Genomic DNA, 13,370 nt, shown 5'->3' on the forward strand with positions numbered 1-13,370 from the left:
CACAAAAAGTATAAGAGAATATTAAAATAATTTTGATCTTTTTGAAAAATAACTTAACAATGCTTTATCGAATGGAGTTGTGGTTTCAAGAAGATTATATTCAATACCATAATTTAAACATTCTGTCTTAAATCGATTAATAAATTCTTGCATTGATTCCTGATATGCTTTTTGAATAAAATATGGTTGAGTAGTAATTTCTTCGCCTGTTTCGATATCAACAAAAATAGAATCTCTATCAAAATTAAAATTCTTTTCAACTGGATCAAGAATTTGAAAAACAATAACTTCATTTTTTTTATAATGAATATGCTTAAGTGTTTTCATTATCGAATCAAACATGTCAGTCTTAATATTATCCTGCTGTGGTTGAGTAAAATCAAAAAAGTCCGAGATTATAATTGTCAAACCTCTTTTATTAATTTTATTGACTAAAGGATCGATACATTTCGAAGTTAATGTTTTACCAGAAGGATTTACTTTCAACAATTCAAGAAATAAAGTTTTTAAATAAACATTATTAGATTTTGGTGGAAGAAAAGAATGCACATGATCTGAATAAGTTGCAAGTCCAACTGCATCTTGCTGATTAATCATTATATAACTCAATGCAGCAGCAAGAGTAATTGCATATTCAAGTTTAGTAACCTGTGCGTTGTATTTAAAATTCATAGAATTACTTGCATCAAGAAAAATATGGCAAATTAAGTTTGTTTCTTCTTCATACTGTTTAATAAAAAATTTTTCTCTTTTAGCATATACTTTCCAGTCAAGATTTTTAAGTGAATCTCCCTGCATATAAGGTCTATGCTCGCTAAATTCAACACTAAATCCATGATATGGACTTCTATGTAAACCTATCATAAAACCTTCAACTATCATTCGAGCTCTTAATTCAAGATTTTCTATTTTGGCAATAATAGAAGGATCAAGAAATGATTTAATATCAGTTTTTTTTAGCATTTGAATTCATCTTTTTTGTTAAAATTTCTTCGGGAGATTTACCTAAATTTTCAAGTTCAAGTTTAACAGAGTTTGTTAGTTCACTATTATTGAAATTTTTCAGAAACAATTCATAATAATATTTTGCTGAATCAAGTTTATTCAACTCATTGGCAAAAATAAAACCAGTAACAAACAAAGCTCTTTCTGCTTCAGGAAAATTTTTATAATTACTGAATATTTTTTTATAGCAATCAATAGCTTTTCTTAATGATTCTTCTTTACCTAAATTGGGAATTAAATTCGAGTGATACAATTTCGCTATTTCATAAATTGCCTGTGGAGATAATTTACTTTCAGGATATTTTTCTAATAACTTTTCCATTTCACTTAAAGCTTCGGTATATTTTTTTTCTTTTATACTTAACATTATTTTATCAAAATATTCTTTATCACTTTTTTGTGTACAGTTAATTAAAAATAATAATGCCAATACTGGTAGATATAACTTCACTTTCATAAACACCTCATAAATATTATAAATTCTTAAGATAAATATACAATCAAAATTTATAGGTTAAAAACATCTTTATGAAGGAGATAATGCAATTAAATTATCGAGAGCATTAGCTATTTAAATGCATTTTTAATGAATCGCCTCTGGATGTGGATATTTTTCTACCTATTGATTCAATTTGAAGTTGTAAACAAGAGCGACAGGATTTAGGATCATCCGACATGCACTTTCTATTAGCATAAATTTGATATTGTTCTCTATAAGGAAATGGTGTAAAATCTGGCATTACAACATTGGCACCTGCTTTTAATCCTTTAATTCTTCCATCTTCATCAATTGTAGCAAGAGCTGTAGTAGCTGGTATATGGACTGATTTTAAAACTATTCTTGCCACTGCCATTGTTTTTAATGTTAATTCAACACTTGCTGGTTTTTTATTACGATAAGGAGTGAATGGAGAAGGAATAAAAGGACCAAAAGCAGCCATATCCAGATCAAGTTCTTTACACAATAAAATATCATCTGCAATATCTTCTATTGTTTGCATTGGCAGACCAATCATATTTCCAGAACCAACCTGATAACCAAGTTTCTTGAGAAACTTCAAATGGGCAATTCTTTCATTCAATTGTTGATGCAAATGATAGATTGAATAAAGTTTTGGATTTGCAGTTTCATGTTTCAATAAATATCGATCGGCACCTGCTATTCTCCAGGTTTGATATTCATCAAAACCTCTTTCTCCCAGACTTAAAGTAATAGCCACATCTGCTATTTGTTTAATAGAATAAATTATATATGCAATTAAATCAGTGTCGTAATAATTATCTTCTCCAGATTGTAAAACGATTGTAAAAATTCCGGAATTAATAATTTGTTTAGCAGTTTCAATAATTTCTTCTGGAGACATTCGATAACGCTGGAGTTTAGTATTGTCTGCTCTTAATCCACAATAAAGGCAATTTTGTTCACAATAATTTGAAAAATCTATAATGCCTCGAAGATGAACCTCGTCGCCACAATATTTTGCTCTTACCTCATCAGCTCTATTAAAGAGTTTTTGTAAATCTCTTTCATCTGATAGATTAAGAAGAAAAATAATTTCCTCTTTAGACAATTCATCTTTATATAAAATTTTCTCAAGATTCATTTTTATTAGCTTAATTGTAAAATATTTTAGAAGTAAACATCTCTCTCGCCAGCATCAACTCTTTCGATCATTTTAATGGCTTTTGTTTTCGTAGGTCCATCTAATTTTTCTATTTCTTTTTGAATGAAATCATTAGCAATTTTTTTTGTTTCTTCAGATGCATAATCAATAATATATTCTTTAAAAGTCGAAAGAGCATTAGGTGAACACATAAAATGAATTGTTCCAGATTTAGCAAATTCCATAAATCTATCGCCTGTTCTTTGAGAACGATAGCAAGCAGTACAAAAGCTTGGCAAAAATCCAAGCTGGCAACAATCTCTTACAACTTCATCAAGCGAACGATGATCACCAAGCTGGAACTGTTGCATTTCATATTCATTTAAACTTTCCTGAGATTCCCGGTAAGCCCCCGGTGATGTTCTACTTCCAGCACTAATTTGTGAAACACCTAAACTAAATAATTCGCGTCTAAGTTCAGGTCTTTCTCTTGTAGATAGAATAATTCCAGTATAGGGAACTGCAAGTCTTAAAACTGCAACTATTTTTTTAAATGATAAATCATCAACAGCAAAAGGTGGTTTATGAGAAACTGGTGCATTCAGAGCTGGTTCGAGTCGTGGGACAGAAATTGTATGTGGACCAATTCCATATTTTTCATCAAGATTAAAAGCATGACTTAACATAGCGAGAGTTTCAAATTTATAATCCGTTAGACCAAACAATGCTCCAATTCCTACATCATCAATACCTGCTTGTAGAGCTCTATCCATTGCATAAAGTCTCCATGCAAAATCTTTTTTAGGTCCATCAGGATGCATTTTTACATAAGTTTCGTAATGATAAGTTTCTTGAAAACACTGATAAGTACCAATACCAAAACTTTTTAGTGTTTTGAAACCATCAATTGATAAAGGTGCAACATTAACATTAATTCTTCTAATATTACCTCCATTAATATGAACCTCGTACATAGTTCTAATAGCTTCACCAATGTAATCAAGAGAAGAATTTTTCAAACTTTCACCTGCAACAAGCAAAATTCTTTTATGACCCTGTTTAACCAAGAATTCCGTTTCACCTTTTATTTCTTCAATTGATAATGTTTTTCTTTTAAGCTCTTTATTATCTCTTCGAAAAGCACAGTATAAACAATTATTTACACATGCATTTGTTACATATAATGGTGCAAAAAGGACAAGGCGACTTCCATAGATTTTTTCTTTAACTTCTTTTGCTGTATAGAATAATTCTTCAAGAAGTTCTTTATCTTCAATATTCAGTAGTGCGGCACTTTCTCTGAGTGTTAATCCCTTAGCTTCTTTTGCCTTTTGAATAATATCTTTCTGTAATTCTTTTTCTTTTAGACTTTCATCTTTTAATAAAGAGAAAATATAATCTTCATTTATAAATTCCATATGCCCACCTTTTTATTAATGTCTTTGAACAATAAATATACCAGTTACAAATAATCAAAAAATGTAATAAAATTTAGCTTTATTGAATATTTTTCTTAAAAAAGAGAAAGGGATTTAATGCTTATTCTAAATTCTAAGCAAAGTTTTATGAGGTTTTATTTAACAGCACTATCAAGAATTTCAATAGAACTATTAGAAGAATTAAGTGAGCATTTAACTCCAAATGGGAAAGTTATTTTTTCTTTTACATGACCATACCTGACATTGTATAAAACAGGCATTTTCATCTTACCAAAATAATCCAGAATCACTTCGTTAAGAGTTAAAGTTTTCTTATCTGGATCATGTTCATAACAGTTAATGAAATCACCTAATATGACACCACTAATTTGTTCAAAAACTTTAGCAAGTTTTAGTTGATTTAACATCCTATCTATTCTATAAGGTTCCTCATTAATATCTTCTAATACTAAAATTGAACCTTTTAATTGTGGAAAATATTCAGTACCCATTAACGAAGTAAGTAAAGTAAGATTGCCCCCTAATATTTTTCCCTGTGTTTTTCCTTTAGACAATACAAAAAATTTTTCACCTTTTGGATTTTGAATTTTTCCAATTTTTTTATTTGATGTTATTACTCTCCAGAAAAATTCTTCTGTAAAAGGATCTATCTCATCCTGAAAATCAACTGCAACCATTGGACCTGAAAAAGTAATTAATTCACATTTTGTATAAAATGCTAATTGTAAAGCATTAATATCGCTATGACCAACAAAAATTTTAGGATTATTCCGAATAATTTTATAATCTATTTTGTTAAGAAGGCGAGTAGAACCATAACCACCACGTAGAGTAAAAATTGCTTTAATATTTTTATTTTTAAACATTTCATGAAGATCAGATAATCTTTCTTCGTCAGTGCCAGCTAAATAACCTCTTTGTTTGCCTACATTTTTTCCAACTTCAACTCTGTAACCTAATTTTTCAAGGTAAGAAACTCCTTTGTCAATCTTTGACAAATCGTCTGGTGAAGAGGCAGGAGAAATAATTCCAATTACATCTCCTGTTCTCAGTCTTTCAGGTTTGACAATACCCATTAAAGTTTCTTTGAATTTATGTTAAATATAAAAAAAGTAAAATCTAAAGCAAAGAAATTTTTTATTTAAATTTTATGCGATTGGAGGGTAAATTTTAATGAATAAGTTAATCAATTTTTAAAAAATCAACTAAAATATTTATTTATATAAGAAACTTGAGATATAATATTAAATAAATTAGTCTTCACTTTTTTTCTCGAGCTTTTGAAGTTTCTTTTGATGAGTTACAATTTTTGCTTCGACATAAAAGACCAGATCTTCAGCAATGTTTGTTGCATGGTCGGCTAATCTTTCTATATGGCGAGTTAATACAATAAGATGAGCTGCAGGTTCAATCAAGTTTGGGTCTGCTTGCATTTTTGAGACTAATAATTTAAATGCCTGTTTATTTAAGTTATCTACAATTTCATCATTTTTAATTACATTCTCTGCAAGCTGGCTATCACCGTAAATAAATGAATCAATTGCCTGTTTAAGCATTAATCTTGCTTGTTTTCCCATTTCATTTATTTGAGATTCTATTATTAATGAATTATAATCTTTCGTCTTTTTTATTCGTTGAGCAATATTAACTGCAATATCACCACATCGCTCAAGTTGATTATTAATCATCATTGCAGATATAATAAATCTCAAATCTGCAGCAACTGGTTGAAACAGTGCAAGTAAATTTTCGCATTGCACCTGAATTAAGTTATCATAAGCATCAATTTCAATATCTTTTGCTTTAATACCCTTACACATTTCAACATTACCAGTTTCAAGTGCATTAATCACTCTTTCAACCTGTTCATCAACAAGCGAAGCCATTCTTATTAAATTTGTTTTCAAGCTTTCAATCTCGTTCATAAAATGTTGTTGCATAATAAACTCCTTTTCTTAAATTATAAATTAACCAAATCTTCCACGAATATAATCATCTGTTTGTTTTTTTTCTGGAGCAGTAAAAATTTTTACAGTTTCTCCATATTCAATAAGATTTCCCATATAAAAAAATGCAGTATAATCACTCACTCTTGAAGCCTGTTGCATATTATGTGTAACAATAACAATTGTATAATTTTCCTTCAATTCAAAAATTAAGTCTTCAATTTTAGTAGTAGAGATTGGATCAAGAGCACTTGCTGGTTCGTCCATTAAAAGAATTTCAGGTTCAACAGCAAGAGCACGTGCAATACAGAGTCTTTGTTGTTGTCCACCACTTAAAGAAAGACCACTTTTTTTAAGATTATCTTTAACTTCGTCCCACAATGCTGCTTTTCGTAAACTATTTTCTACAATTTCATCTAATTTGTCTTTATTTCGAATACCATTTATTTTAGGTCCATATGCAACATTATCATAAATTGACATTGGGAATGGATTTGACTTTTGAAATATCATTCCTATTCTTTTTCTAAGTTCAACAACATCGATTCTATCTTTGTAAATATTTTTTTCATCAATAATTACATCACCTTCTATTTTGACATTTTCTATTAAATCGTTCATTCTATTCAAACATCTCAGAAATGTAGATTTACCACAGCCTGATGGTCCAATTAAAGCAGTAACTTTTTTTTCTTTTATATTAATTGATACGTTATTCAAAGCTTTAAGCTTTCCATAATATAGATTCAGGTTATTTACTTTTATTTTATAGTTATCAACGCTCATCCAAATCTTCCTGATATATATTCTTCTGTTTGTTTATGATCTGGATTAGTAAATATCTTTTTTGTATCAGAAAATTCTATTAATCTACCCAAATAGAAAAACGCAGTATAATCACTAATTCGTGCTGCCTGTTGCATATTATGAGTTACAATAATTATTGTATAATCTTTTTTTAACTCATAAATAAGATCTTCAATTTTTATAGTTGCAATTGGATCAAGTGCACTGGTTGGTTCATCCATTAAAATTACATCTGGGTTAACAGCAAGAGTTCTGGCAATACATAACCTTTGTTGTTGTCCACCTGATAAGCTCGCACCTGAACGATTAAGATTATCTTTCACTTCATTCCATAGTCCAACTTTTTTCAAATATACTTCGGCTATTTCATTTAATAATTTTTTATCTCTTATACCATTGTATCTTAAACCTGCAACTACATTGTTTATAATTGACATTGTAGGAAAAGGATTTGGTTTTTGAAAAACCATTCCAATATTTCTTCTTAAAATTACGGGATCAATTTCATCAAGATCGATTCCTTTATAATAAATTTTCCCTGAAGTAGTACCACCAATTTCTTGATGCATTTTATTCAAGCATCTTAGAAATGTTGATTTTCCACATCCAGATGGACCAATTATTGCAGTAACATTATTTTTAGGAATTGACAGAGAGATTTCATCAAGAGCTTTTATTTCTCCAAAGTAAGCAGAGAGTTTTTCTATTTTTATAATTTCTTCAAATTTCTTTTGAGAAATTTTATAAGTCGATAATATTTGCGATATTTCATTAGTTTCTATCATCATTAATTAGCTTTATATTTTGATTTTGTTATAACTCTAAAAATTACACTAAAAATAGAAATCAACAAAATTAAAACGAGAGCGGCAGTCCAAGCCTGTTCATTCCAGTCTTCAAAAGGTGCACGTGCATAATCATAAATATAAACAGTTAAAGAAGCAATTGGTTGAAAAATATTTGTTGACCAGAATCTATTACCTAAAGCAGTAAAAAGAAGAGGAGCTGTTTCGCCTGCTGCTCGAGATAATGCAAGTAATATTCCAGTAGCAATTCCTTTCCATGCTGTTCTTAAAATTATAAATAAAGAAGTTTTCCATTTAGGAATTCCAAGACCAAGACCAGCTTCTCTATAACTATGTGGAACTAATTTTATCATTTCTTCTGTAGTTCTTGTAATTGTTGGTATCATTAGTATAGCCAGTGCTACACCACCAGCAAGAGCTGAAAAATGTTTCATAGGAATCACAACCAGTGTATAAGCCACCACACCCACTACGATAGATGGAATACCGCTTAAAACATCAGTTAAAAATCTTAATACTGTACCAAACTTATTGTTACCAAATTCTGCAAGATATATTCCACTCATAATTCCTATAGGTAATCCTATCACTCCACCAATTCCAACCAAAATCAATGTACCCACAATAGCATTTGCCATTCCACCGCCAGATTCACCAACTGGTTTAGGCATGGAGATGAAAAATTCAAGATTCAGATGTGTAATACCTTTTGAAACAGTGTAATAAAAAATAAATACAAGTGGTACAATTGCAAATAAAGCTGCAATAAAAGTCAAACTCATTACAAAAAAACTAATCGCCTTTCGATATATTAATTTTCTTTTATAACTTCTTATGATTTTTTCCATTTTCTCTCCAGACTCCATACTAACATACGTGCTGCAGCATTAATAATAATTGTAATAAAAAAAAGAATTAAAGCTAATTCAATCAAAGCACTTAAATACAAATCAGAGGTTGCTTCAGTAAACTCGTTAGCAATTATACTTGCCATTGTATAAGCAGGATCAAATAATGATGATGATATTAATGGTCTATTACCAATAACCATTGTTACAGCCATAGTTTCACCAATTGCTCTTCCGAGTCCAAGCATTGTTGCACCTAACATTCCAGATTTAGAATTCATAAGAACTATTTTAGTTGCTTCCCATTTTGTTGCACCAAGTGCAAGAGCAGCTTCTTTTTGAATAGAGGGAACAGACTTCATTATATCTCTTGAAATTGATGTAATAATTGGAAGAACCATTATTGATAAAATTATTGCAGCTGCAAGAATACTAAAACCATACATTGGTCCTCTAAAAAACGGAAGAAATCCAAGATGTTCAAATAAAAATGGTTGAACTTCAGAACGTAACCATGGCACAAGAACAAACACTCCCCATAAACCATAAACAATACTTGGAATACCCGCTAATAATTCTACAAGGAAAGATAAAGGCTTTTCTAACCAGTCAGGAGCCAGTTCTGATAAATAAATAGCTACACCTATACTCAAAGGTACAGCAATTAAAAGAGCAAGAAAAGATGAAACTAATGTACCATATATTGAGGGAAGTGCACCATAAATTTCTGCAACTGGATCCCAAGTTGTTTCTGTTAAAAATTTCCATCCAAATTTTGATATTGAAAGTCTGGAGTTAATATACATTTCATAACCCATAAAAACCGTAAGCATAAAAACAATAATTGCAAAAATGAGAGTTAATTTTTCGTAAATAAAATCTCCAAGATTAATTCTCTTACTGTTTTTAAGATTAAAACTATTTTTTTTGAGTTTATTGTTTATCAAAGAATAAGATTCTTTTTCGAATAGTTCTTTCATTTTTATTTCACAACAATTTGTTTTCCATTTACAGTAAGAGAATTAATTTTCTTTTCGTTCAATTTAATAATAGATTTAGGTAATGGTGCATAATATAAATCTTCTGCAAATGATTGACCCTTTTGCATTGCCCATTTTAAAAATTTAACCAATGCTTCTGCTTTTCTTTGATCTTTCATATCCTTGTAAACCAATAACCAAGTAAAGCCAGAAATTGGATAAGAGTCTTTACCATCTGCATTTGTTATCATAGCTCTTAAATCATCGGGCATATTTTTACTTGCACCATCTGATGCAGCTGTTACTGTTTTAAAATTTGCTTCTATAAAATTGCCAGCTTTATTTTTAATTAATGCATAAGGTAATTTATTTTTAACTGCATAAGCTAACTCGACATAACCAATTGCCCCTTCAGTTTGCTTTATAATACCGCTAACACCTTCGTTTCCTTTTCCACCCAATCCAACTGGCCAATTAACAGACGTATTATAACCCACTTTTTTAGCCCATTCATTACTAACTTTTGATAAATAATTAGTAAAAATATATGTAGTTCCACTTCCATCTGAGCGATGAGCTACTATAATACTTTTATTAGGAAGTTTAAGATCGGGATTTAATGCAGCAATTCTTTTATCATTCCACATATAAATTTTCCCTAAAAATATATCTGCTATAGTAGCACCATCTAATTTTATAGGTTTATTAATTCCTGGTAAATTATAGCAAACTACAACAGCACCTAAAACTGTTGGGATATGGATAATTTCTGTTCCTCTTTTTTGTTTTACTTCTTTTAATTGTTCATCGCTCATTGGTCCATCACTTGCACCAAAATCAACCGTACCTTCAATAACCTGTTTAATTCCCCCACCACTTCCTATCGATTGATAATTAATTTGTACTCCAGTTTGTTTCTTAAATTCATCAAACCATTTAGAATAAATAACGTAAGGGAATGTTGCACCAGCTGCATTTAATTGAACCTGTGCTTTTACTAAAGCTGTAGTTAATAATATAAGTAAAACAATTAAAATTGCTTTGACTCTAACTTTCATTTTATACTCCTGTTTTATTTTTTTCAAAATTGCCAGAAAAATGTTATTCGAGGTATTACATCATTTTTCCCTTCGTTCTTGTATGTTTTAATCTGAACATTTGGAGAAATGTGTACTCTTGTATTTGGTTTATAATCAATAGCTAAAATTATTAGTTCATTATCATCATTATTAATTTGTGAATTTGGATCATAATAATCATATCTTCCTATAAGGTTAAATTTATTTGTTAAATTATAATATGCCCATAACGAGATACCATAAGTTTTAAAATCTGTTAACTCATATAGCTCAGATTCTCGATAAGCATTTTTTGAATTTCTTAAAAATGACTCAATCCCGGTAGATAAATTTTTGCATTTGAAGTTACAAAACAGAGCAAGAACATAGCTATTAGTATTTTTGTTTGTCATTGAAACATTATCATATACAGATGAAATTGTTGTAAAGTCGCCATAAGTAGTAAAAATTAAATTTTTTGATGGATAAAATTCCAGTAATCCATAAAATCTTTTTTGCTTATTACTTTCTGGTCCGCTATTAGCATTATTACCGATTTTAATCCAGTATTTAATTTTTCCATTATCCATTAAATTCCCTTTAAGATCAATTCCCATATCTCTACTCGAAACTATACTGTTATAATCCAGAATAGTTTTTTCAATAAATCGATTGCTCCAGATATTAGTAGAAACTTCAAAAGCTGGAGTTGGTGAAACACCTATAAATAAATTCGAACCATTAAAAATGTCGATCCATTCCAGATATGCATCTTTAACCCAGACATTCATTTTATTATTCTTTGAATTAGCATTTGAAATATTATCTGCTTCGATTCTAAATCTTGAATTAAATTTTTCAGATATCAAATAATCAGCAGTTACAAAAATTCTTCTAAATTGAAATGCGTTCATTCCTTCTTCTGAAGATGAGTGATGTCTAAGATTATAAAAGTAATCGCCAAACATTAATCCACTAAACTTTGGTAGATTTTGGGCTTGAATTATAATAGATAAAGGAAAAAAGAACATAATTATTGGAGTATAAAAAAATTTCATCTCTTCTCTCTCTCCCCTATATAAAAGAAAATTAGAATAAACAATATTAAAGAAATTATTCTTTCTAATTAATAATTATAATGTTAAGAAAATGTTAAATTTTAGATATAAAAAAGGCGTCTCGTCGGGTTTGAAACGAGACGCCTGTGGGTTGAGAGAGAGGAGAGAGACTTATTTTACAAGCACCATTTTCTTCGAGATAGTATATCCATCGGCTTTCAATGTGTAATAATAAATTCCCGAAGGAATATTTTCAGGTTGCCATTTAATATTATAAGTGCCTTGATTTTTAAATTCATTAATAAGATTAGCTACTTCCTGTCCAAGAACATTATATATTGATAATTTTACAAATGTTGACTTATGTAATGTAAATGAAATTGTAGTTGAAGGATTAAAAGGATTTGGATAATTCTGATAAAGTTCAAAACCAGTTGGAATAGTCTGCTCATCTTTTATATCGTTGGGTTGTGAATAGTCTGTATTTTGAGGATCGTAATTTGTCCAGCTCATATCCCATCTTTCACCATTTGGATTAAATGCACCAATGTAAGAAACATTTGTGAAGAAATTATCCTGTAGTCTTTCATTTACAAAGCTTGCAGCATTAACAGCTGGAGAATTTTGTAATGGTACTGGATTAGGAGAATTCAAATTAAAAGGATCTGTCAAAAGAACATCGGAACTATTATCAAAAACTTTATTCCCGAAATCAGGATTATTAAACCAGCTTACTACATCAAAATCAGAAACATTGGTAGTCAAATTTTTTCCTGTTTGTGCTCCTGCAATTATTGTATTTCTAATTTGTAATTGATTATTAATTGCCCCCTGTACTGTATTTTGTCCATCAAGCAAGAGACCAACTGGATAACCCATAACTATTGAATTATAAAGTGAAGTAAGAGAAGATCTTCTTAAATGTAAGCCACGTTTAAAATTTGGATTGAATGCACTAAAATTAGGATCTGACAATGGTCCAATAAGAGTAACATTTGAAAATAATGGTTGAGTTCTTGGTTCATTCAATGTTCCTGTTCCGTCGTTATCAGATTCAAATCCATTGCTACCACTTATATCAGCAATGTTGGGGTCTCTCAAACCAAGTAAAAACTGTAGTTTACCTCTAAAACCAAAATCTGTATCGAACTCATCATCCACGCCTTTATAAGCAATTAAGTACTTAGCATTTACTGTTCCCCCAAACCATTCAAAAGAATCATCTCCTGAATAGCTAACCTGCACATATTCTATTACAGTTTTACGACCAACTGCTGCAAGTGTCAAACCATTGATTTCATTATCTGGTAAGTAAGCAACACCAGGGAATTCAATTCTTACATAACGCAATACTCCACTACTATCGTCGTCGTTCGGATTATCGCCCCCGCCATAAACCGTGCCAGTACCCCCCTCAATAACAGCCGTACCGCCAGGAACATTTATTTTAGCCTTGCCTGCTATTATTATTCCACCCCAATCACCCGATGCTCTATTACCTGGTGGTTCCTGACTTGTAAAAACAATTGGTTTTTCTGGTGTACCAATTGCAATAATTTTTGCCCCTCGATTTATAATTAAAGTACCCTTAGAAGATTTTTCTCCATAAATAATTGTGCCTGCTGGTATTGTTAATGTTGCAGGTTCATTTACATTTACGAAACCTCTTAATAAATATTTTTTATTTGCATCCAGAATTTTATCGGCATTTATATTTCCTTCTAATACTTCGTCATAAGAAGAAAGTTGTGCAAATAATGATGTAACTGATAAAATTAATACTAAAAACAAACCGAAAATATGTTTTAACATTTTTTCC

13 protein-coding genes are annotated in these 13,370 nt (G+C 30.1%); all 13 read right to left on the reverse strand.

Features of this window, described 5'->3' with window-relative positions; all coding sequences use genetic code 11:
- Nucleotides 1-21 precede the first annotated feature (21 nt).
- Nucleotides 22-963: a DUF58 domain-containing protein gene (locus VJY38_RS03240; protein ID WP_353679235.1), complete on the reverse strand. Its 942-nt coding sequence runs from the start codon at nucleotides 961-963 to the stop codon at nucleotides 22-24.
- A complete protein-coding gene (locus tag VJY38_RS03245; protein WP_353679236.1) occupies nucleotides 947-1,462 on the reverse strand; it encodes a tetratricopeptide repeat protein in 516 nt (171 codons plus the stop codon). The genes VJY38_RS03240 and VJY38_RS03245 overlap by 17 nt, the downstream gene beginning before the upstream one ends.
- 106 nt (nucleotides 1,463-1,568) lie before the next feature.
- Nucleotides 1,569-2,609 carry a [FeFe] hydrogenase H-cluster radical SAM maturase HydE gene (gene hydE / locus VJY38_RS03250; RefSeq protein ID WP_353679237.1) on the reverse strand — a complete coding sequence of 347 codons (1,041 nt, stop codon included), beginning with the start codon at nucleotides 2,607-2,609 and terminating at the stop codon, nucleotides 1,569-1,571.
- 26 nt (nucleotides 2,610-2,635) lie between these two features.
- Nucleotides 2,636-4,027, reverse strand: coding sequence for a [FeFe] hydrogenase H-cluster radical SAM maturase HydG (gene hydG, locus VJY38_RS03255; protein WP_353679238.1), 1,392 nt, complete (start codon nucleotides 4,025-4,027; stop codon nucleotides 2,636-2,638).
- Between the two features lie 155 nt (nucleotides 4,028-4,182).
- On the reverse strand, nucleotides 4,183-5,124 hold the full coding sequence (locus VJY38_RS03260) for a S66 peptidase family protein (protein WP_353679239.1): 942 nt from the start codon (nucleotides 5,122-5,124) through the stop codon (nucleotides 4,183-4,185).
- Nucleotides 5,125-5,301: 177 nt separating this feature from the next.
- Nucleotides 5,302-5,988 (reverse strand): phosphate signaling complex protein PhoU, encoded by a 687-nt coding sequence (phoU, locus tag VJY38_RS03265; protein ID WP_353679240.1) that lies wholly within the window; start codon nucleotides 5,986-5,988, stop codon nucleotides 5,302-5,304.
- A 27-nt stretch (nucleotides 5,989-6,015) separates the two neighbouring features.
- The gene (gene pstB / locus VJY38_RS03270; protein ID WP_353679241.1) at nucleotides 6,016-6,780 is read right to left on the reverse strand and encodes a phosphate ABC transporter ATP-binding protein PstB; all 765 of its coding nucleotides are present in this window, start codon (nucleotides 6,778-6,780) and stop codon (nucleotides 6,016-6,018) included.
- Nucleotides 6,777-7,586, reverse strand: coding sequence for a phosphate ABC transporter ATP-binding protein PstB (gene pstB / locus VJY38_RS03275; protein WP_353679934.1), 810 nt, complete (start codon nucleotides 7,584-7,586; stop codon nucleotides 6,777-6,779). Before pstB (VJY38_RS03275) ends, pstB (VJY38_RS03270) begins: the two co-directional genes overlap by 4 nt.
- 2 nt (nucleotides 7,587-7,588) lie before the next feature.
- Entirely contained in the window at nucleotides 7,589-8,455 is an 867-nt protein-coding gene (gene pstA / locus VJY38_RS03280; protein ID WP_353679242.1) for a phosphate ABC transporter permease PstA, read from the reverse strand.
- Nucleotides 8,440-9,435 carry a phosphate ABC transporter permease subunit PstC gene (gene pstC, locus VJY38_RS03285; RefSeq protein ID WP_353679243.1) on the reverse strand — a complete coding sequence of 332 codons (996 nt, stop codon included), beginning with the start codon at nucleotides 9,433-9,435 and terminating at the stop codon, nucleotides 8,440-8,442. The genes pstA and pstC overlap by 16 nt, the downstream gene beginning before the upstream one ends.
- Nucleotides 9,436-9,437: 2 nt before the next feature.
- Nucleotides 9,438-10,493 (reverse strand): phosphate ABC transporter substrate-binding protein PstS, encoded by a 1,056-nt coding sequence (pstS, locus tag VJY38_RS03290; protein ID WP_353679244.1) that lies wholly within the window; start codon nucleotides 10,491-10,493, stop codon nucleotides 9,438-9,440.
- A gap of 23 nt (nucleotides 10,494-10,516) precedes the next feature.
- Nucleotides 10,517-11,551 carry a hypothetical protein gene (locus tag VJY38_RS03295; protein ID WP_353679245.1) on the reverse strand — a complete coding sequence of 345 codons (1,035 nt, stop codon included), beginning with the start codon at nucleotides 11,549-11,551 and terminating at the stop codon, nucleotides 10,517-10,519.
- A gap of 171 nt (nucleotides 11,552-11,722) precedes the next feature.
- Complete coding sequence (locus tag VJY38_RS03300) at nucleotides 11,723-13,363, reverse strand: beta-helix domain-containing protein (protein WP_353679246.1); 1,641 nt, start codon at nucleotides 13,361-13,363, stop codon at nucleotides 11,723-11,725.
- Between the last annotated feature and the right edge of the window lie 7 nt (nucleotides 13,364-13,370).

This window comes from Rosettibacter firmus (assembly GCF_036860695.1).
In the GTDB taxonomy this organism is placed as follows: Bacteria; Bacteroidota; Ignavibacteria; order Ignavibacteriales; family Melioribacteraceae; genus Rosettibacter; species Rosettibacter firmus.

Excerpts from the sequence above, each read along its gene's own strand:
- hydG (WP_353679238.1), bottom strand. The coding sequence starts at position 4,027 with ATGGAATTTATAAATGAAGATTATATTTTCTCTTTATTAAAAGATGAA.
- pstC (WP_353679243.1), bottom strand. The coding sequence starts at position 9,435 with ATGAAAGAACTATTCGAAAAAGAATCTTATTCTTTGATAAACAATAAA.
- VJY38_RS03240 (WP_353679235.1), bottom strand. The coding sequence starts at position 963 with ATGCTAAAAAAAACTGATATTAAATCATTTCTTGATCCTTCTATTATT.
- pstS (WP_353679244.1), bottom strand. The coding sequence starts at position 10,493 with ATGAAAGTTAGAGTCAAAGCAATTTTAATTGTTTTACTTATATTATTA.
- pstA (WP_353679242.1), bottom strand. The coding sequence starts at position 8,455 with ATGGAAAAAATCATAAGAAGTTATAAAAGAAAATTAATATATCGAAAG.
- VJY38_RS03260 (WP_353679239.1), bottom strand. The coding sequence starts at position 5,124 with ATGGGTATTGTCAAACCTGAAAGACTGAGAACAGGAGATGTAATTGGA.
- VJY38_RS03295 (WP_353679245.1), bottom strand. The coding sequence starts at position 11,551 with ATGAAATTTTTTTATACTCCAATAATTATGTTCTTTTTTCCTTTATCT.
- VJY38_RS03300 (WP_353679246.1), bottom strand. The coding sequence starts at position 13,363 with ATGTTAAAACATATTTTCGGTTTGTTTTTAGTATTAATTTTATCAGTT.
- VJY38_RS03245 (WP_353679236.1), bottom strand. The coding sequence starts at position 1,462 with ATGAAAGTGAAGTTATATCTACCAGTATTGGCATTATTATTTTTAATT.
- pstB (WP_353679241.1), bottom strand. The coding sequence starts at position 6,780 with ATGAGCGTTGATAACTATAAAATAAAAGTAAATAACCTGAATCTATAT.
- pstB (WP_353679934.1), bottom strand. The coding sequence starts at position 7,586 with ATGATAGAAACTAATGAAATATCGCAAATATTATCGACTTATAAAATT.
- phoU (WP_353679240.1), bottom strand. The coding sequence starts at position 5,988 with ATGCAACAACATTTTATGAACGAGATTGAAAGCTTGAAAACAAATTTA.
- hydE (WP_353679237.1), bottom strand. The coding sequence starts at position 2,609 with ATGAATCTTGAGAAAATTTTATATAAAGATGAATTGTCTAAAGAGGAA.